The sequence below is a fragment of the Rhizobium lentis genome (assembly GCF_017352135.1).
In the GTDB taxonomy this organism is placed as follows: domain Bacteria; phylum Pseudomonadota; class Alphaproteobacteria; order Rhizobiales; family Rhizobiaceae; genus Rhizobium; species Rhizobium lentis.
Map to the genome: position 1 here is coordinate 2139110 of NZ_CP071454.1, position 18872 is coordinate 2157981.

General features: G+C 62.7%; 20 protein-coding genes. 3 read left to right on the forward strand and 17 right to left on the reverse strand.

Features of this window, described 5'->3' with window-relative positions; genetic code table 11:
• Positions 1 to 59: 59 nt before the first annotated feature.
• On the forward strand, positions 60 to 1136 hold the full coding sequence (locus tag J0663_RS10255) for a DUF2252 family protein (protein WP_207244270.1): 1077 nt from the start codon (positions 60 to 62) through the stop codon (positions 1134 to 1136).
• Positions 1137 to 1426: 290 nt separating this feature from the next.
• Here J0663_RS10255 and J0663_RS10260 read toward each other — a convergent pair whose 3' ends face one another.
• From J0663_RS10260 to J0663_RS10285, 6 genes are all read right to left on the reverse strand, one after another.
• Positions 1427 to 2503 (reverse strand): DUF1513 domain-containing protein, encoded by a 1077-nt coding sequence (locus J0663_RS10260; protein ID WP_207244271.1) that lies wholly within the window; start codon positions 2501 to 2503, stop codon positions 1427 to 1429.
• A 3-nt stretch (positions 2504 to 2506) separates the two neighbouring features.
• Complete coding sequence (locus J0663_RS10265) at positions 2507 to 3607, reverse strand: imelysin family protein (RefSeq protein WP_207244272.1); 1101 nt, start codon at positions 3605 to 3607, stop codon at positions 2507 to 2509.
• Positions 3607 to 5145: a di-heme oxidoreductase family protein gene (locus tag J0663_RS10270; protein WP_207244273.1), complete on the reverse strand. Its 1539-nt coding sequence runs from the start codon at positions 5143 to 5145 to the stop codon at positions 3607 to 3609. The genes J0663_RS10265 and J0663_RS10270 overlap by 1 nt, the downstream gene beginning before the upstream one ends.
• 47 nt (positions 5146 to 5192) lie before the next feature.
• The gene (locus tag J0663_RS10275) at positions 5193 to 6470 is read right to left on the reverse strand and encodes an imelysin family protein (RefSeq protein WP_207244274.1); all 1278 of its coding nucleotides are present in this window, start codon (positions 6468 to 6470) and stop codon (positions 5193 to 5195) included.
• A gap of 199 nt (positions 6471 to 6669) precedes the next feature.
• Positions 6670 to 7959 (reverse strand): RsmB/NOP family class I SAM-dependent RNA methyltransferase, encoded by a 1290-nt coding sequence (locus J0663_RS10280; protein ID WP_207244275.1) that lies wholly within the window; start codon positions 7957 to 7959, stop codon positions 6670 to 6672.
• Positions 7960 to 8107: 148 nt separating this feature from the next.
• On the reverse strand, positions 8108 to 8413 hold the full coding sequence (locus J0663_RS10285; RefSeq protein WP_244604868.1) for a septal ring lytic transglycosylase RlpA family protein: 306 nt from the start codon (positions 8411 to 8413) through the stop codon (positions 8108 to 8110).
• Between J0663_RS10285 and J0663_RS31205 the strand changes: the two genes are divergently transcribed.
• Complete coding sequence (locus J0663_RS31205; RefSeq protein ID WP_246590413.1) at positions 8325 to 8693, forward strand: hypothetical protein; 369 nt, start codon at positions 8325 to 8327, stop codon at positions 8691 to 8693. The genes J0663_RS10285 and J0663_RS31205 overlap by 89 nt on opposite strands.
• A 175-nt stretch (positions 8694 to 8868) precedes the next feature.
• Here the strand turns inward: J0663_RS31205 and J0663_RS10290 are convergent, their stop codons facing one another.
• From J0663_RS10290 to J0663_RS10300, 3 genes are read right to left on the reverse strand one after another with little or no spacing between them, the layout of a single operon-like run.
• Positions 8869 to 9738, reverse strand: coding sequence for an SDR family oxidoreductase (locus J0663_RS10290; RefSeq protein ID WP_207244276.1), 870 nt, complete (start codon positions 9736 to 9738; stop codon positions 8869 to 8871).
• Positions 9738 to 10889 carry a tRNA epoxyqueuosine(34) reductase QueG gene (gene queG / locus J0663_RS10295; protein WP_207244277.1) on the reverse strand — a complete coding sequence of 384 codons (1152 nt, stop codon included), beginning with the start codon at positions 10887 to 10889 and terminating at the stop codon, positions 9738 to 9740. The genes J0663_RS10290 and queG overlap by 1 nt, the downstream gene beginning before the upstream one ends.
• Before the next feature lie 12 nt (positions 10890 to 10901).
• Positions 10902 to 11594: a glutathione S-transferase family protein gene (locus J0663_RS10300; protein WP_207244278.1), complete on the reverse strand. Its 693-nt coding sequence runs from the start codon at positions 11592 to 11594 to the stop codon at positions 10902 to 10904.
• 229 nt (positions 11595 to 11823) lie between these two features.
• Between J0663_RS10300 and J0663_RS10305 the strand changes: the two genes are divergently transcribed.
• On the forward strand, positions 11824 to 12621 hold the full coding sequence (locus tag J0663_RS10305; RefSeq protein WP_207244279.1) for an undecaprenyl-diphosphate phosphatase: 798 nt from the start codon (positions 11824 to 11826) through the stop codon (positions 12619 to 12621).
• Between the two features lie 196 nt (positions 12622 to 12817).
• Here J0663_RS10305 and J0663_RS10310 read toward each other — a convergent pair whose 3' ends face one another.
• The 8 genes from J0663_RS10310 to dnaN form a co-directional block, all read right to left on the reverse strand.
• Positions 12818 to 12970, reverse strand: coding sequence for a hypothetical protein (locus J0663_RS10310; RefSeq protein WP_207244280.1), 153 nt, complete (start codon positions 12968 to 12970; stop codon positions 12818 to 12820).
• Positions 12971 to 13252: 282 nt separating this feature from the next.
• Positions 13253 to 14233, reverse strand: coding sequence for a complex I NDUFA9 subunit family protein (locus J0663_RS10315; protein WP_207244281.1), 981 nt, complete (start codon positions 14231 to 14233; stop codon positions 13253 to 13255).
• Between the two features lie 111 nt (positions 14234 to 14344).
• Positions 14345 to 14632: a DUF1330 domain-containing protein gene (locus J0663_RS10320; protein ID WP_207244282.1), complete on the reverse strand. Its 288-nt coding sequence runs from the start codon at positions 14630 to 14632 to the stop codon at positions 14345 to 14347.
• 25 nt (positions 14633 to 14657) lie between these two features.
• The gene (pyrF, locus tag J0663_RS10325) at positions 14658 to 15365 is read right to left on the reverse strand and encodes an orotidine-5'-phosphate decarboxylase (protein ID WP_207244283.1); all 708 of its coding nucleotides are present in this window, start codon (positions 15363 to 15365) and stop codon (positions 14658 to 14660) included.
• 6 nt (positions 15366 to 15371) lie between these two features.
• A complete protein-coding gene (locus tag J0663_RS10330) occupies positions 15372 to 15953 on the reverse strand; it encodes a histidine phosphatase family protein (protein WP_207244284.1) in 582 nt (193 codons plus the stop codon).
• A 1-nt stretch (position 15954) separates the two neighbouring features.
• Positions 15955 to 16554, reverse strand: coding sequence for a phospholipid N-methyltransferase PmtA (gene pmtA / locus J0663_RS10335; RefSeq protein WP_207244285.1), 600 nt, complete (start codon positions 16552 to 16554; stop codon positions 15955 to 15957).
• Between the two features lie 95 nt (positions 16555 to 16649).
• Positions 16650 to 17558 carry a DUF72 domain-containing protein gene (locus tag J0663_RS10340; RefSeq protein WP_207244286.1) on the reverse strand — a complete coding sequence of 303 codons (909 nt, stop codon included), beginning with the start codon at positions 17556 to 17558 and terminating at the stop codon, positions 16650 to 16652.
• 56 nt (positions 17559 to 17614) lie between these two features.
• Positions 17615 to 18733, reverse strand: coding sequence for a DNA polymerase III subunit beta (gene dnaN, locus J0663_RS10345; protein ID WP_207244287.1), 1119 nt, complete (start codon positions 18731 to 18733; stop codon positions 17615 to 17617).
• Positions 18734 to 18872 lie beyond the last annotated feature (139 nt).

Sequence of the window (18872 nt, forward strand, 5' to 3'; positions counted from 1 at the left end):
GGCTTCGCGCAGGGCGGGTATTCTCGCACCAAATCTCGATATGATGGAGCACCGCCGGCATGACGACGATATCGCAATCGGTTCGAAATTTCGAGAACTGGCTGGCCGGGGAACTAGGCGACGATATCGTCAAGAAGGATCTGAGCGAGAAGCACGAAAGGATGCGCAGCGGCGGTTTCGTCTTCCTGCGCGCCACCTATTGGCGCTGGTGCGAGATCATCCTCGACATCTGCCCGGATCTCGGCGGCGCGCCCGCGGTGCTGGCCATCGGCGATACGCATCTGGAGAATTTCGGCACCTGGCGCGATGCCGAGGGCCGGCTGGTCTGGGGCGTCAATGATTTCGATGAAGCGGCAGTGATGCCCTATGCGCTGGATCTCGTGCGCCTTGCCGCCAGCGCCGTCCTGGCGCGCAAAGGCGACGGCCCCTCGGTGCGCAAGATCGGTGAGCTGATCCTCGGCGGTTATCGCAGGGGCCTTGAAAATCCCTTGCCGCTCATTCTGGAGCGCGATCACAAATGGCTGCGCAAGGTGCTGATGCTGCCGAATTCCGAACGGCGGCAATTTTGGGAGAAGTATGACATGCTGCCTCCCGGCCGAAAACCGGTGCCGTCAGCCTATGTCACGGCGCTTGCCGACGCATTGCCGCCGGGGGCTGCATCCCGCGCGCCGATGCCGCGCAGCGCCGGTACAGGCAGCCTCGGCCGGCCGCGTTTCGTTGCCTATGCCGAATGGCAGGGCGGACCGGTGCTGCGCGAGGCGAAGGCGTTGGTGCAGTCCGCATGGTCGCTATGCCACAGGCCCCAGGACGTGTCGATCCACGCGGGTGAGATCGCCAGCGGGCGGGCGCGCGCGGCCGATCCGCATTACCGGGTTTCCGACCGCATCCTCGTGCGCCGGCTCTCGCCGAACAGCCGCAAGATCGAGATCGACAAGCATCCGGAAACCCTGCTTTTGCCGACGATGCTCGAGCTGATGGGCTTCGAGATCGCCAACTGCCATTCCGACGATGCGGCGGCAGCCACGGCAATCCTGCGGGATTTGCAGGCGCGCGACCCCGAATGGCTGCAGGAGGCGGCAATGATGGCGGCATCGGGCATCAGTGCCGAGCAGAAAGCCTATTGCCGTTCCCGGTAAGTGATGCCGCCGCTTTGGACTAGAGCCTTTCCTAGTCAGATTGAAGCATTCTGCCGGAGCAGGTTTTCGTCAGGGCAAAGGCGATTGGCGACGGGCATACCCCAAGGTACGTCCGAGCCGATCGCCTTTGATCCTGGCGGAAAGATGCCCGGCCCTTCGGGTTGGCTGAAACGGGCCGGCTGATCGACCGGCCGGCTTGGCCGTAGAGCTCGGCTACGACGCGCGCCGGCCGGTCGACCATCCGACTCCGTTTGAGCCAACAGAATGATTCAATCTGACCAGGAAAGGCTCTAGATCCGCACGATGTGCTGATCCCAGGCGACGTCGCTGCGGGTCGACAGGAAATCGCCATCATAGGAGGAGACGGCAAAGCCGCCCTTGGCCGGCGCGATTCCCGCCGCATCGGCAATGATCGTCTCGGACAGCACCTTGCCCGTCCTGGCGTCGATGGTCACCGAGGCGCCGCCCTTCGGCGACGTCACGCCGACGAGGCCCGCGCTGCGGTTGACGGCGATCGCGCCGACGTAATTGGCAAGCCTGCGTGTCGTCTCCTCCGGCAGGTCGATGAAGGTGAGATCCTCGCCCTTGGCGAAATGGCCCACAAGCGGCGGCAGGTCCTTGCGGTGGCCTTCGTACTGGCAGGCGAACCAGATGCGGCCGTCGCCGTCGAGGTCGACGTGACGGGTGGAGAGCGCCGACCATTCCGCCGGCAGCAGATGTTTTTCGACGAGCGCGCCGCTTGCCGCGTCGATCAGGGCCAGCGACGGCTGCATCTCTCCGAGATTGAGCTTGATGCGGCCGAAATCCGGATGTGTCTCGATGCCGCCATTGGCGACGATGAGCAGGCGTCCGTCTTCGGAGACCGTCATGTCGTGCGGGCCGATGCCGCAGGTCTCGAATTCGCCAATGCGGGTGAAGCGGTCGGTTGCGTCATAGAGGCCGATCATGCCGCGATTGCCGTCGAAATCGTTCTCGCTGGCGTAGAGGATGCGGCCATCGGGAGAAAAGGCGCCATGGCCGTAAAAGTGCCGGCCTTCCCGGGAGTTGATGACGACCGGCTCGCCCTTGTTCCTCGGATCGAAGATCATTGCATAGGTGCCGGGGCGCCGGGCGAAGGCGGCGGCCTTGCCGGTGGCCGCACTGAAGGCCATGCCGTGCGCCCGGGCGGGAAGCGCCACCTGATCGACAATTTCGCCGCGCTCGGTCACGGTCGCGACGGCAAAGGAACCATCGCCCGTCCGAATGCCGGAGGCATAGATCGCGTCGCTCCGCTCCAGGGCCATCAGCGACCTTGGCGCCAGGCTCGCCAGGAAGCCGATCCCTGCTGCCTTGACGAAACTGCGTCGGTCGATCGTGGTGCTTCGCATGGGTTAGTCTCCGTCCGAAAAGGAAAAGCCGGCCGAAAGGCCAATGGCCGCGCCATAGTCGTCGCTGATCCTGGTGATCAGCTCGCGGCTTTCGACAAGCAACGCGTCGAGCTTGGCCTTCTCGGCATCGCTGGTGGCGACGTCGATGTCGGGATTGAGCTTCGGCACGCTGTCGAGCAGCGATTTGAAATCCTCGTCGATCGACGCGGCGATCGACCGTTTGTCCGGCGGCAGAAGCTCGGCCATGCCGGCCTTCTGCCAGAGCGTGCGCAGGCCCTCCAGATTGGCGGCCATGGACTTCCAGGTGTTCTTCGAACGCCAGTAGATCGCCATACGCGGGCGCGGCGCCGTATCCTTGCCCTTGTAGAACTGTTCCAGCCGCTGGTCGCGGACATTTTCGGCACCGTGGACAAGAATGCCGAGCAGCGCGGTCACGGCTTCCTTGTTGTCCATGAAATCATTGCTCTGCGGACCCGGATGTTTCCAGCTCGCCTGCACCCCGTCGGGTTTTTCCCAGGCGGCGACGACTTCGCCGGCCTCGCGCTGGATATTGCCTGCGACCGCCTGGCCGTAAAGGCAGCGGAAGCCGCCCTTCTGCTTGATGAGGTCCTCGGAACCGTTGCCGTAAAGCACGTATTCCAACGCCGTCAGGCCCTGCAGCGCCACACTCTTGCCGGCGATCGCATCGACGGTCGCATCCTTCGGATCGGCCTTGGCGATCAGCGCCTGCACCTGCTTCAGGCCGACGCCCTTGCGGTCGGGATAGAACAGGATGTGCTCGAAGAGATTGTCCTGGATGACGGGTCCGGTCTGGACTATCTCGATTATCGACCAGTAGCGGATCGTGTCGTCGAAAGCGGATTTCGCCTTGTCGAGCGTCTGCTGCGTGCCGCCGTCGCAGAGATCCTTCATCGCCGTCGTCAACCGGGCCGCCGATTGCTGCATGTTGCGATAGCCCGGGCGGATCACCTCATCGACAGCGCGCTGCATCACGGCAGGAACGGCATCCTCGTTCAGCCCTGCCGAAGGGGCAGCGGTCTGGGCGGCCGCCGCTGTGGCAAGGCCGATCAGAGTGAGGCAGAGCAGGGGGTGCCAAAGGCGCATCAAAGTGACTCCAGGAATGTAATCAGGGCCGCCCTGTCGTCTTTCGGCAGGGAGGAGAAAGCGTTGCGGGCCTTTTCAGCTTCGCCGCCGTGCCAGAGGATCGCCTCGGTGAGATCACGCGCACGGCCGTCATGCAGGAAAAAGCTGTGTCCGCTGACAGTCCGGGTCAGTCCTATACCCCATAGCGGCGGCGTGCGCCATTCACGTCCGCTTGCAAGGCCGACCTGCTGCCCGTCGGCAAGGCCCTCGCCCATATCGTGCAGGAGAAAGTCGGAATAGGGCCAGATCAGCTGGAAGGACTGCGCCTTGTCGGCAGTATCCCGGCGGGTGACGAATTTCGGCACGTGGCAGGAAATGCAGCCGGTTTCGTAGAAAATCCGCTTGCCCCGCAGCGTCTGCGGGAAGCTCGCCTTGCGCCGCGCCGGAACGGCCAGGTTTTCCGAATAGAAGGTTACGAGGTCGAGAATGGGGTCCGGCGCCTCTTCCTCGCCCAGCCGTTTCTGCACGCCGGTGGGCATATCGAGGCATTTCTCCTCCGCCACCGTGCAGTCGCCATGCGCATCCGGCCGATCCGGCGTCGAGATGCCGATATCGTTGGCAAAGGCATCGGCGCTCTGATCGCGCACGGAAGCATTCTGTGCCTTCCAGCCGAACCGTCCGAGCGCAATCCCGCCGCTGCGGTGGTCGCGCACGACCGCAGGCTTGCCGGAAATCCCGTCGCCGTCGGCATCGTCCGGATCGGCATGGGCAAGGATGTCGGCCGTGGGAATGGCTTCGATCAGCCCGAGGCCGATCATCGCCGAGGCGACACGCGGCGAAATCGTCGTCGCGGGATCGAGTGGCCCGTAGGCAGGGTCGACCAGCGAGTAACGCGGCCGGCGCAACGACACGGTCTCGCCGTCGCCGAGCGTCACCGTCTCTTCGCGGTAGCTGATCGCCATCTTTCCTTCTGCGGCAAGGCCGGGGACGGCGAGATCCTGCAGCTGATGGCCATAGATCGGATCGGGAAAGTTGACGACGTCGGCCTCAGCAATCGCCTTTTTTTCCTCCGGCGTTTTGGCTTCTCGCGCCAGCCGCAGGAGCATCGAGGTGGCGCTCGGGCCGCCCTCCGGCGGTCTGCCGCGGCCGTCATTGACATGGCAGCTCATGCAGGAGCGGGCATTGAACAGCGGCCCGAGGCCGTCGGAGGCCTGCGTCGAAGAGGGTGAGGAAACCCAGAGCTTGCGGAAGAGCGCATTGCCGAGCTTGAAATTCTGCTCTTCCTCGAAGGGGATGTTAGCCGAAACATGCGAGAAACTGTCTTCGGTGACGGGATCGATCGAGGTCGTAGCCCCCGCCTGCATCGCTTCGTATTGTTCAGCCTTGGAAAAATCCGCCGTCGGCCGCGTGATGTCGGCGACGCGTTTGAGATCGGTCTCGGAGAGGTCGGTGCGTTTGGTTGGCAGGTCGAAACCGCTGGCGATGCCTGCGGAAAATCCGGCAAACATGGCGCAGAGCGCAGCGCTGGCGATCAATCGGCGGGCCGGGGCATGCGACATTTCAAGAGCCCGGGCCGCTCCGGCTTTCGAAGCGGCCCGCCTTTTGCTTATTTGAAGACGGCGTTAGGATTATCCAAGCTGTCGGAACCTTCAAGCTGAACCGTGCCGAGATCGAGTGCGGCAATAACGCGCTGGATCGATTTCGTCTGGTCGATCAGGCCGTCGATGGCGGCCTGGACGACGGCATTGCCTTCCTTGTTGCCCTCGGCAATCATCTGGTCGTACTTCTCGACCGTATCGCCGCGCTTGGCCATGGCATTCATGGCGTCGAGCGTCTTGTTGAGCTTGCCTTCCAACTCCGCATCAAGCGCCTTGTCCTTGGCGGCCACGAGATCGTGCAGCGAGGGGCCGCTGAGCTTGGTGCCGTCGACGCGGGTGTAGTTGCCGGTATAGGCGGCGGCGATGCCGATCGCGTCGTTGAGATGCGAGTTGTAGGTATTGTCGGAGAAGCAATCATGCTCTTCTTCCGGATCGTGCAGCAGCAGGCCGAGCTTCATGCGCTCTCCGGCAAGCTCGCCATAGGAGAGCGAGCCCATGCCGGTCAGGATTGCGACGAGGCCGGCTTTCGGATCGGCCTCGACGTTCTTCGTCGCCGCACCGTCCGGCTTCCAGTTGTCCACCATTTCCTGGAGGTCGGAAACGAGCAGCGTGGAAGCGGACTTCAGATATTCGGCGCGCCGGTCGCAATTGCCGTGCGTGCAGTTCTTGAGGTCGTAATCGGTTGCCGGGCGGTTGCCGGCGCCGGGACCGGTACCGTTCAGATCCTGGCCCCAGAGCAGGAATTCGATGGCGTGGTAGCCGGTCGCGACATTGGCTTCGATGCCGCCGGCTTCCTGCAGCGTGCCGGAGAGGAATTCCGGCGTCAGCTTCGAGGCGTCGACATCCTTGCCGTCGATCTTGATCGTCTTGTTGGCAATGACATTCGCCACATAGAGAGCGTTCTCGTCGCTCTCGGTGCCGTAGGCGGTGTCGACATAGTCGATCAAGCCTTCATCAAGAGGCCATGCGTTGACCTTGCCTTCCCAGTCGTCGACGAGCGGATTGCCGAAGCGATAGACTTCCGTCTGCTGATAGGGAACGCGCGCCTTGATCCAGGCATTCCTGGCGGCCTTCAGCGTCGCGTCGGTCGGTGCCTTCAGGAAGGCGTCGATCGCAGCGTCGAGCGCCTTGGCCGTCGTCAGCGAGTCTTCGTATTTGGCGTGCGCCACCGCGGCATAATGTTTCACCACGGCGCCAGCACTGGTCTCGGCCTGCGCGGGAACGGCGAGCAGGGCTGCGGGGGCGATCGCCAGCACGGCTGCGCGGAATTTGCTGTTGAGCTTCATAATCCTCTCCTGTGACGGATCTTCCGTCTAATCGGCTCCGTGTCTTCGCGCAAAAGTAAACTGGTGTCAAACGCTCTAGTTTGGAATGATTTTAAGAAGGAGAAGGGCGGCAAACCGCCGCGTTTCAGGTGCATTTGCCTGAAAGATCAGCGTTCTCGGCCGCCGAGCGGCGAGCTTCTCTCGGCGGGTGCCGCGGGGATCAGCCCGCGCGCTGCATGCGGCAGAAGAAGAAGCCGTCCGTGTCGGTGGAGGCCGGCGTCAGCGTCACCGTCAGGCCATCGGAAGAACGCGGACGCGGCGTGTCCTTTCCGAACAGCGCGTCCCAGACGGGCAGGGCGCTGACGATCTGAAAATCGGGATGCTCCGCGGTAAAGCGGCGCACCTGGTTTTCATTTTCCTGAGGCAGCACCGAGCAGGTGACATAGATCAATTCGCCGCCCGGTTTGACGAAGCCGCTGGCCTGCGCCAGCGCGTCCTGCTGCTGGGCGGTGCGTTCGTCGAGGTTCTTGGCCGTCAGGCGCCATTTCGTGTCGGGACGGCGGCGCCATGTGCCGGTGCCGGTGCAGGGCGCGTCGACCAACACCTTGTCGCAGCGTCCGACAAGGCCCGAAAGCCCTTTGGCATCGTCATGCACCTGGACATTGCGCGTGCCCGCCCGCTTCAGCCGCTCGATGATCGGCGCAAGCCGTTTGCGATCGGCATCATAGGCATGCACCTGGCCCTTGTTCTGCATGGACGCCGCCATGGCGAGCGTCTTGCCGCCGCCGCCGGCGCAATAGTCGAGGATCTGCTCGCCGTCCCCGGCGAGCACCAGATCGGCGACGATCTGCGATCCCTCGTCCTGAACTTCGAACCAGCCTTTCTGGAACGAAAGCTCGGCTGTCACGTTGGGAAGACGCGAGGCGCCTTCGCCGGCGGCAATCCGGATGCCGTAGCGGGCGATCCTCGCGGCGTGAGCGCCGGCCCTTTCGAGCGCCTTGACCGCCTTGTCGCGGGAGGCCTTGAGGACGTTGGCGCGCAGGTCGAGCGTCGGGCGGGTGGCGAGCGCCTGTGCCTCGGCAAGCCAGTCGGCGCCGAAGGCCTGTTCGAAGGAGGGTTGGGCCCATTCGGGAATATCGCCGCGTATATGCGGCGGCGCATCGTCGAGCGAACGGCTGGCAAAGGCGGCGAGGGTCTCGGTCGGAAGCGGTGCCGGCGCAAATTTGTCGTGCGCCAGTTCGGCGGCAAGGCTGTCGGGGGTGAAGCCCCATTGGCGGAACATGACGGCGTGGGCAATGGCTGCGGCACTGTCGTCATCCATCAGCCAGGCATGGGAAAGCCGCATGCGCAAGGCGTCGTAGACGATGTTGCCGATCGCGGCGCGATCGCCGGAGCCGGCGAAACGGTGCGCAAGGCCCCAGTCCTTCAGCGCGTCGGCGACGGGCCGCTTGCGGGCGTCGATATCCGCAAGCACAGAAATCGCCCCTTCGAGGCGGCCGCCCAGACGCATTCACATCTCTCCTGTTGCCGTGGCCTGTGAACGACCCGCACAGACGCGACGGTCGCGGGCGGCGTGTTCCACAAGTCTCAACCGCGTGGTAACCGCGATTGACGGCAAGAGCAAGCGCCGCTCACGGCGCAGCCGGTTGTGTGCGGTCTCAGCTGATGACCTGGTAGCAGACCTTCGCAGTGCCGGAGCTCACCATGCCGATATTCTGCGCGGCGGCGCGCGACAGATCGAGCACCCGGCCGCGGATGAACGGGCCGCGATCGTTGATGCGAACGACGACGGTGCGGCCGTTGTTGCGGTTGGTGACCTTCACCTTGGTGCCGAACGCGAGCGAACGATGTGCGGCAGTCAGGATGGCAGGGTTCATGCGTTCTCCGGAAGCAGTTTTGGAGCGAAGCGCGTACCATGAAGCACCGCCGCATCCATTGCCAGCAAAACCTTCCGCCGGAAGCATGGAAGAACAGGCTGCAATAGTTGCCGCGGCGATAATAGAACGACGTATTTTCTTCAAAACAGAGTATCCCTCAACTATTGAACTCACGCCCTTGCAGGCGGCGGGGCTTAAATCTGTTAAAAAGTGGCGAAAAAGTGCCGCGGGCATTCACGGAGTATTACAGTTCGTAACAATTGTGAGTGCGGAGGAAAATTTCATAAAGAGGCGACGGCCGTCGAATCTGGAAAAAAACATAATGAAATCAGTTAAAATCCGAATGAATTTTCCGAAGAAGCGGTAAACATCCCGGCGTTCACAAAAACCGCAAAAATTTTTTTCTGATTTTGCCATATTTGTTGCCACATTTGGGCAAATTCAGAGGCCGTTAACCATAATAAGCGGCGAAAATTATCCCGCGAAGATCGGAAAGTAGGAATTTCCTACTCCTTTTGGGTGAGCAAAGCTGTTTGCAAACACTAACCGCGCCAGCGTCCATCTTGCCACAATTGCGCAAGCGACATCGGGTAGGTCGGGAAGGAAAATTCGAAGCCGGCAGCCTTCAGTTTCGCATTCGAAACCCGCTTGTTTTCGCCGTAAAAGGAACGCGCCATCGGTGTCAGCTCGGCGGTTTCAAACGCCTGTTCAGGGGGTGGTTCAACGCCCATCAGGCGAGCTGCCTCGACGATCACATCCTGCGGCGGCCCGGGCCGGTCGTCGGTGACATTATAGATGCCGCCGAGGCCGTGCTCGGAGAGGAAACGTGTCGCCGCGCCGATGTCCTCGACGCGGATGCGGTTGAACACCTGGTCCTTTTTGATCAGCCGCCGCGCAGTCCCCTTTTCAAGATTGCAGAAAGCGTTGCGTCCCGGCCCGTAGATGCCGGAAAGCCGCAGCACCGCCGCCGGCAGACCGCGCTGCCGGCCCATTGCCAGCCAGCCTTCTTCGGCCTCGAGCCGTTCTTTCGACCGTCCGGAGACCGGCAGGCAGGGCGTGTCCTCGTTCACCCAGGCGCCTCCGTGGTCGCCATAGACGCCGACGGTGGAGAGATAACCGATCCATTCAAGTTTCGGCAGCAGGCTGGCGCCATCCTTGCTGAGCAGCCGCAGCAGCGGGTCGGCCTGTCCAGGCGCGATCGACTGCACGAGGTGGGTGACGCCCCCCAACGCCTGACGCAGTTCCTCTTCTATGGCCTCGCCGTTGAAGAGGAATGCTTCAATGCCGTTGGCTCGCAGCCCGTCCATCTTCTCGGCGGAACGCGTGGTGCCGGAAACACGCACGCCGTCGCCGGCGAAGGCCTTCGCAATCGCCGTGCCGGAATAACCGCAGCCAAAGATCATCACATGCATCAGCCCACTCCCGCCAATTGCCATTCGTTCAAGACGTCGTCGTCGCTCTCATCAGCCCTTTGTGCGGAAAAGGCCGCGAATTCGTCAGCTTCCATCAGCCTTGAAAGCGCCCAGACCGCCATCCCCCGCACCACAGGCGAGGCATCGTCGGAGAGCATGCGACATTGCGCAATCAGCGCCTTATCGCCGGAATTACCGGCGGCGATCAGCACGTTGCGGACGAAGCGGTCGCGGCCGATCCGCTTCACCGGGGAGCCGCTGAAAAAGGTGCGGAAGGCGGCATCGTCAAGCGTCAGCAGAAAAGCGATCGACGGCTCCTTCAGCTCTTCTCGTGCCTTGAGCTTCATTTCGGAGGCGGAGCTTGCGAACTTGTTCCAGGGACAGGCGGCAAGACAGTCGTCGCAGCCATAGATGCGGTTGCCGATCAGCACCCGCATCTCGGGGGCGATCGGCCCCTTGTGTTCGATGGTGAGATAGGAGATGCAGCGCCGCGCGTCGATCTGGTAGGGCGCCGGGAAGGCGGCCGTCGGGCAGGCGTCGAGGCAGGCGCGGCACGAGCCGCAATGATCAATCTCCGGCGCGTCGACGGCAAGATCGGCGGTGGTGAACATCGAGCCGAGGAACAGCCACGAACCATGGGTGCGGCTGACGAGGTTGGTGTGTTTGCCCTGCCAGCCCAAGCCCGCTGCCGCCGCTAAGGGCTTTTCCATGACCGGTGCCGTATCGACAAATACCTTGACGTCGGCGCCTGCCCGCGCCGCAAAGCGCGTGGCGATCTCCTTCAGCCGGCCCTTGATGATGTCGTGATAATCGCGATTGCGGGCATAGACGGAGATCGCCGCTTTATCAGGCTTGCCGAGAATGCCACGCGGATCTTCTTCCGGGGCGTAGTTGAGGCCGAAGACGACGACGGACCGCACGTCGCTCCAGAGGGTCCGGGGATCGCCGCGCCGCTCGCGCGTCTCGGCCATCCACTCCATCGTCCCGTGCCGCCCGGCATCGATGAACTCGCCGAGGCGCTGCTTGGCGTCGGGGATCGCGTCCGGACGCGTGATGCGGCAGAGATCGAAGCCTTTGGCGGCAGATTCTGCCCGCACGAACTCGGTCAAATTGTCGCGGCGGCGGCGCTCTCTGTCATCATTGTCGGGCATAACGAGCCCTCGTCAGAAATCCAGGTCGGCATAGTGTGAAACGGGGGTCAGGCCGCGCACGCGCTCGGTCAGCATCGGCCGAAAGGAGGGGCGCGACTTCAGCCGCTGATACCACTCCTTGACGACAGGGGCGTCGGCCCACTCGATCTCGCCGAGATAATCGAGGATCGACACCGAGGCGGCGGCGGCGAGATCGGCATAGCTCATCCGCTCTCCCGCCAGCCATTGGCGCGAGCCGGCGAGCCAGGTGAGATAACGCATATGCTGGCGGATATTCGCGCGGGCCGTGCGCAGAATCTTCGAATCCGGCGCTCCGCCCCCCTGATCTGCGGTCATCTGCAACTTGAAGACACGCTCACGCGCGAGCGGCTTCGTCACGTCGTTTTCCATCTTCTGCATGAACCATTCACTCAGCCGGCGGATTTCCGCCCGCTGGAAAGGGTCTTCGGCGAGCAGTCGCCGGTCGCGTTTCAACACCCCGTGTGTCTCGTCCAGATATTCGGAAATGACGGTGGCGCCGCAGAGCGCCCGCATGCTGTCGTCGACATAGACCGGCAGCGTTCCGGCCGGATTGAGCGCCAGGAAATCCCGGCGCTTCTCCCATGTCTGCTCCTCGATCAGATCCGCCTGATAGCCGTATTCCGCCAGGATCAGCCGGACGAAGCGGGATGCGGATGACATGGGATGATGATAAAGCGTGGGCATCGATACTCGGGCTTTGTGATTGCTGTTACAGGACTGTGTGGCAGCTCGTTTATAGCGCCTTAGTCGTGACTCATTGGTTGAAGCTATAGGAGCTTGGCCCCGCCAATACAAGCGAATCGGATTTTACCCCATCTGACGATGGCAAAACACGGTCTAACGAACGAATGGAAACGGCAGCCTGATCGACCCAAGCGCTCAGGTCGACCGAACTTTAAACCGGAGACAATGTATGGATTATATCAATGCCGCAATTCTCGGTGTCATAGAGGGGATCACCGAATTTCTGCCGATCTCGAGCACCGGACACCTGATCATTGCCGAGCAATGGCTCGGACACCGCTCGGACATGTTCAATATCGTCATTCAGGCGGGCGCCATCCTCGCCGTCACCATCATCTACTGGCGCCGTCTCGTGGATCTGGTGCTCGGCTGGCGCGAGCCTGAGAATCGCGATTATGCCGCCAAGCTGATCGTCGCCTTTCTCATCACCGCCATCCTCGGCCTCGTCGTCAAGAGACTCGGTTTCCAATTGCCGGAAACGGCGACGCCGATCGCCTGGGCGCTGATCATCGGCGGCATCTGGATGATCTTTGCGGAATGGGCCGCCGCCCGCCGGCCGCCAAATAAGCAGATCACCTGGTTCGTCGCCATCCTGGTCGGCATCGCCCAGATCGTTGCCGGCGTCTTCCCCGGCACGTCACGCTCCGGCGCCACCATTTTCGTCGCCCTGTTGGCCGGCACCGGCAATCGCGCCGCTGCGACGGAATTTGCCTTTCTCGTCGGCATTCCCACGATGTATGCCGCAAGCGGCTATGAGTTGCTGAAGACCTTCAAGGATGGCGGCGCAGCCGGCGAAGACTGGACGGCGCTCGCCATCGCCTTCATAGTCTCCACCATCGTCGCGTTCATCGCCGTGAAATGGCTGCTCGCCTATATCAGGAGCAACCGGTTTACGCTGTTTGCCATCTACCGCATCATTCTTGGCGTGCTGCTGCTCGGCATGGCGATGACAGGCATGATCAGCTGAGGCACTCTATCGCATCGAATTCACGCAACTCCCGGCGTGAATGCGATGTGCTGCGCGTCTCTGCGAAGAGGCGCAAGGCGCGCTGCAATCCTTGGACGCGGGCAAGGTCGAGCGACTGGTTGAAAGGCCCGGTGTCCGGCATCCGCTTTGCGGTGTGTGTTTGGATCGGAGGCCGGCGCGAAGGGCCGGCTTTTCGTCAGTGGCTGATCGAAGCCGTCGAGCAAGGATCGACGCCGTAGGCCGGCGAGCAGTCGCCCTTGACCGCCGCGACCGAACCGGGCGCAACGAAGGAGCCTGCCATGATAACCAGTGCCGCACACGCAAAAAGGAGCGCGATTGACTTGCCCATCGAGAAATGCCTTTCACAGTGATTGCCGCACGCTTTCGCAGGCGTCGAGTCCGTTGGAGACGCGCGGGGTTTGGTAGTCAGTGGAATGGCAAATAGCAATAAATGTTCCTGCTAAATTTGGCGTTAATTCCACAATTTTTCCGATGCGTCTTTTCTGCAACGGCGCTTAAATCCGGCCGGTAAACAGGCATCTGAGATCGGCCATGGCGTTGGCTCCAACGGCAACGAAAAATGCCGTCCGCCTGCGCGGCGAACGGCATGATTTCAAATGCTCAAAATTGTTCAGGCAGCCTTGCCGGTGCCGGTATACTGGCCGTGCGGACGATACTGAACGAGATACGATTCGAGCACCGATGCCGGCATGGTGGGCGTGATGCCGAGCCCCGTCAGCGTGCGGCCCTCCGCCTCGGCTTCTGCGGAAACGACATTGTCGCGCTTGAGCAGGCGCACTTGGTCCGGCGTGATCGGCGGCGTGATGAAAGGGATGAGCGAGGCGATGCTGCCGATCAGCGAAGCGACGCCGAAGGGTAGCGAGACGAGCGGGTTCTTGCGGCTCGTCACCTTCAGCATCGTCTCGAGACATTCGCGGAAGGTCAGCACTTCGGGCCCGCCGAGTTCATAAATCTTGCCGCCTTCGACCTTGCCGTCGACCGCGCGGGCGACCGCCTCGGCGACATCCTCGACATAGACCGGCTGGAATTTCGTCTTGCCGCCGCCGACCAGCGGCAGGACCGGCGACATACGCGCCATGTCGGCGAACTTGTTGAAGAAGCTGTCCTCCGGCCCGAAGACGATCGACGGGCGGAAGATCACCGCATCCGGCTTGATGGAGAGGATGGCGGTTTCGGCGCGACCCTTGGTGCGGCCATAGTCCGAATCGGAGTTGGCGTTGGCGCCGATGGCCGAAATATGGACAAGCGTCGCGCCTGCCGCGCGCGCCGCTTCGGCAACCGCGCGGGCGCCGAATTCCTGAACGGCGTCGAAGGTGTTGCGGCCGGTCTCGTGCAGGATGCCGACGCAGTTGACGACGTGGCTCGCGCCCTCGACAGCGCGGTCGATCGAGTTGCGGTAGCGCAGGTTTGCCTGCACGAGGGAAATCTGGCCGACATTGCCGAGCGGCTGCAGGAAGCCGGCGAGATCGGGACGGCGCACCGCGACGCGGATGCGATAGCCGCGCTTGGCGAGCGCCCGCACTACGTGCCTGCCCACGAAGCCGGACCCTCCGAACACGGTGACGAGCGGCGGCAGGTTGGCAAGGGTCATGGCAGGTTCCTCGAAAGGCTTGGGAGATGCGTTATCGGCTCCCGTCTTAGCCCAATCCCGACGCGACGGGAAGGCCCATCGCGCCGTCAGATTCCGGCGATGCGACCGCGCTCAGACGCCTTCGACGACGACCATTTCGGCATCTGCCACCTCCTGGCGGATTTTGGCGGCGATCTGGTATTCCGGCGAATTATAGCAGTCCACCGCATGCTGCATCGAGGGAAATTCGATCACGACATTGCGAGCGCGCGCCTTGCCCTCGAGCTCGGTGATCGCGCCGCCGCGCGCCAGGAAATTCGCCCCATATTTCTCGAAGGCCGGCTTCGCGGCCGTCACATAATCCTTGTATCGTTCGGCGTCGCGGACGTCGACGCGAGCGATCCAGTATCCCTTGGCCATGGTCTCCTCCTCTTTGTTTTTGAATTCAGCGGTTTGCCGGCCAGAGCGCGCTCACCATCTCGTTGAGCACGGCGCGGGCAGCCTCTCTCGGATCTGGCGCCTTGACGATCGGCCGGGCAACGACGAGATGGGTGGCGCCGGCCTTCAGCGCGTCGAAAGGCGTCATCACCCGCTTCTGGTCGCCCTTCTCACTGCCGGTCGGGCGGATGCCCGGGGTGACGATCGCCATGTCGGGTCCAAGGACATCACGCACCTCCGCCGCTTCGGCCGCCGAACAGACGATGCCGCCCATGCCGGCGGCGCGCGCCTGGCCGGCGCGGCGCAGCACCAGGCTGTGCGGATCCTGGCTATAGCCGGCATCGATAAGATCGTCGGCATCCATCGAGGTGAGCACGGTCACGCCGAGCAGGCAGAGGCCGGAGCCGGCCGCCGCTTCGACCGCCGCCTTCATGGCTTTGGGATAGGCGTGCAGCGTCAGCATCGACATGCCCATCTTGGCGATGTTCTCGACGCCGGACGCAACCGTGTTGTCGATGTCGAGCAGCTTCATGTCGAGAAAGATCTTCTTGCCGCTGGCAGCAAGGTCGCGGGCGAATTCGAGGCCGCCGGCAAAGACCAGCTGATAGCCGATCTTATAGAAGAGAATGTCGTCGCCGAGCGTGGAAACCAGTCTTTCCGCCTCGCCGATCGTTGGAACATCCAGGCCGACGATCAGCCGCTCGCGTGCGTCCATGTGAAGTCACCCCCGCCAGTGTTCGATGGGTGTCCAGTCGCATGTTAGGCGGCGATCCGCAAGGCTGAAAGCATAGAGATTGCCGCCGCCGCCCGGCTGGTCGCCGTCGCGAGCGATCGGCCGGCCGGCCAGATGGCATTTGAGCAGCGTGCCGACGCCGCCATGGCCGACAAAGGCGATCGGCTCCGCTGCCTCATGCGTGGCCAGAACGGCGTTGACCGCCCCTACGATGCGGGCCTGCGCATCGATGGCCCGTTCCCAGCCTTTGAAGCTCTCTTCGGGATGGGCAAAGAACCAGTTGGCCGCCTCTTCGAATTGCGGCGGCGGCAGGAAGCCGGTGGCCGAGCGGTCGTTTTCGCGCATGCCGTGGACGATCTCGATCCTGATGCCGGACGCTTCGGCCAGAATTTCGGCCGTCTCGATCGCCTTCGTCTCGTCGCTGCAGACAATGCGCCGCAACTGCCTGGCCCAGCCGCTCTCGGCCGCCTTGCGGGCGCGCGCCGCGCCGATATCGGAAAGCCCCCATTTCGGCACGGGCACGTTGGCGTCGATCCTGACCTGCGGATGGGTGATGTAGAGCCCGAACATCTCAGCCGCGCCGGTAGATCCAAAGCTGCGCCGGCGGAATGTTGCGGACGACGAAGTCGAAATGCTGAATGTGGTAGCGGTCCGGATTGGCGGCAATCGGCGAGATCGCGCCGTAGGAAATCTGCACCACCGGCCGGCCGGCCGGCAGGCGGTCGAGCAGGCTTTCGAGCAGCGAGACGCGCATCGCCATCGGGAAGTTCAGAAGCGGAATGCAGGAGATGACACAATCGAATGTCCGATCGCTGTAATCGCCGAGCGTGGTCTGCAGGTCGAAGGCATCGCCGTTGATGAAGTGGACGCCGGGATAGGTTCGCAGCAGATGCTGGTGGAAATCCGTCGAATATTCGATCGCGACGAGATTGTCCGGCTTCACGCCGCGGCCGAGAATGGCCTTGGTGATGGCGCCCGTGCCCGGGCCGAGTTCCAGCACCGGCAGTCCGGAATGCATGTCGATGACGCTTGCCATGCGTTTTGCGGTGATCGAGGAGGTCGGCACGATCGAGCCCACCGTCTTCGGCCCCTGCATCATGCCCCTGAAGAAACGGATTTCCTCATCGAATCTCTTCCCGAGGTGTTCCTTCACCTTGACCCGTAAGCGCATTCTCCACCCATCTGCACGTTGATCGACTGTCTTAATATGCCGCTTGTCGCTGTTGGGACAAGGATTTTCGCAACAAGGATACCGGCATCAACAGCTCAGGCGGCCTTTCGGCCGGTACGGGGCATGAGATCGGCAAGTCTTTCGCTCAAATGGCCAGCGTCGACAGGGGCGCGCAATTTCTTATCGGTATTGTCGAAATAAAGATAGACGTCGCGGCCCTTGGCGCGCGCCGGCAGCGGCGCAAGCACGCGCGTCGCATTTTCGGGCTCCGCTCCCGTAACCCAGGCGCGGACGCGTTCGGCCCAGAGGTCGAGCGCCTCATCCTCGTAGCCGCTGACATAGAGCTGTTCGGAGCCATGCAGCCGGCAATAGACGAAATCGGCGGTGATATCCATCAGCAGCGGCCATTGCACCGTGTCGGCGCAGACGAGCGCCACCTTGTGACGCCGGAGCATCTCGATGAAATCAGCCGAGCGGAAGCTGTCATGGCGGATTTCGAGCGCATGGCGGATCGGCTGACGCCCGTCGCTTGTGAGCCAGGCCCTCCCTTTGAGGCGGCCGTCATGCTGCTTCGCAAGCGCGATCGCCCCATCGCGGTCATGCGGCAGCAGCGACAGGAAATTTTCAAAGCGTGCCGGTTCGAAGGCCATGTTCGGCGGAAATTGCCAGAGGATCGGCCCGAGCTTGGGGCCGAGCCTGAGCAGGCCGGAAGCAAAGAAATTGGCGAGCGGCGTCCTAATGTCCTGCAGCCGCAGCATATGGGTGATGAAGCGTGATCCCTTGACCGCGAAGACGAAGTCGTCGGGCGTTTCATCGCGCCAGCGGCCGAAGCTTTCGGGCCGCTGCAATCCGTAGAAGGTGCCGTTGATCTCGATCGAGGGGAAGTGGCGGGCGGCGTAGGAAAGCTCGTGCTTCTGCGGCAATTCCTTCGGATAGAATTGCCCGCGCCAGGGCGCATAGGTCCAGCCTGAAATGCCGATACGCACCGCTCCCGTCTTTTTCATTCTGCTCTCCTCCGGTTTGACAGGAGGAAAACCGAAAACGGGCGCCTTCGTTCCGGTCAGACGCGCATCGGCATCAGCACGTAGAGCGCATCGTCACCGGCCGTGTCACGGATCAGCGTCGGTGAGCCGGCATCGGCCAGCAGGAAGATCGCTTCCTCGCCGGAAAGCTGCGCGGTGATGTCGAGCAGGTATTTGGCATTGAAGCCGATTTCCATCGCGTCGGTGTCGTAGCCGACGGCGACTTCTTCGGTAGCGCTGCCGGAATCCGGATTGTTGACGGTCAGCATCAATTGCCCGTCGGACAGCGCGAGCTTCACGGCGCGGCCGCGCTCGGAGGAGATTGTCGAGACGCGGTCGACGGCCTGGGCGAAGCTCGTGCAGTCGACGCGCATTTCCTTGTCGTTGCCGGTGGGGATGACGCGCTGGTAATCCGGGAAGGTGCCGTCGATCAGTTTCGACGTCAGGACGATTGAGCCGATCGTCATGCGGATCTTGGCGTCGGAAACCTCGACCGTCACGATCGCTTCGGGATTGTCGACCAGCTTCTGCAGTTCGCCGACCGTCTTGCGCGGAATGATGATGCCGGGCATGCCTTCCGAGCCGGCGGGCGCGTCGACATCGGCGCGGGCCAGCCGGTGGCCGTCGGTTGCCACCGCCCTGAGCTTCAGTTCGCCGTTGCTCTCGATCGTGTGGAAGAAGATGCCGTTCAGATAATAACGCGTCTCTTCGGTCGAGATAGCGAACTGCGTGCGGTCGATCAGCATCTTCAGATCGGTCGCCTTCAGCTTGAAGCTATGCGTGAAGGTGCCGGCGGTCAGATCCGGGAAGTCGGATTCCGGCAGGCACTGCAGCGAGAATTTCGAACGGCCCGACTGCACGCTCATCGAGCCGCCGTCGGCGCTGGTGGCAAGCAGCACTTCCGATCCGTCGGGAAGCTTGCGCACGATATCGTAGAGAAGATGGGCGGGAACGGTGGTGGCGCCGGACTGTTCGACGCTTGCCGGCGTCGCCTCGGTGATCTCGAGATCGAGGTCGGTCGCCTTCATGTCGAGGTTCTGGCCATCGGCCTTGAGCAGTACGTTGGACAGGATCGGGATCGTGTTGCGACGTTCGACCACGCGGTGGACGTGGTTCAGCGATTTCAACAGGTTTGACCGCTCAATAGTAATACGCATGGGATGCTACCGCTTTCGACCGTGACAGTCCGGGCGTCGAGCGCCGGAAGAATGCTTTCCCGACCCGAGACCGGGGGAGTGGACGGGCAAAATGGCAGACTTCAGCATCGGTTTGCAAGAGGCATGGACAGCTGGACGC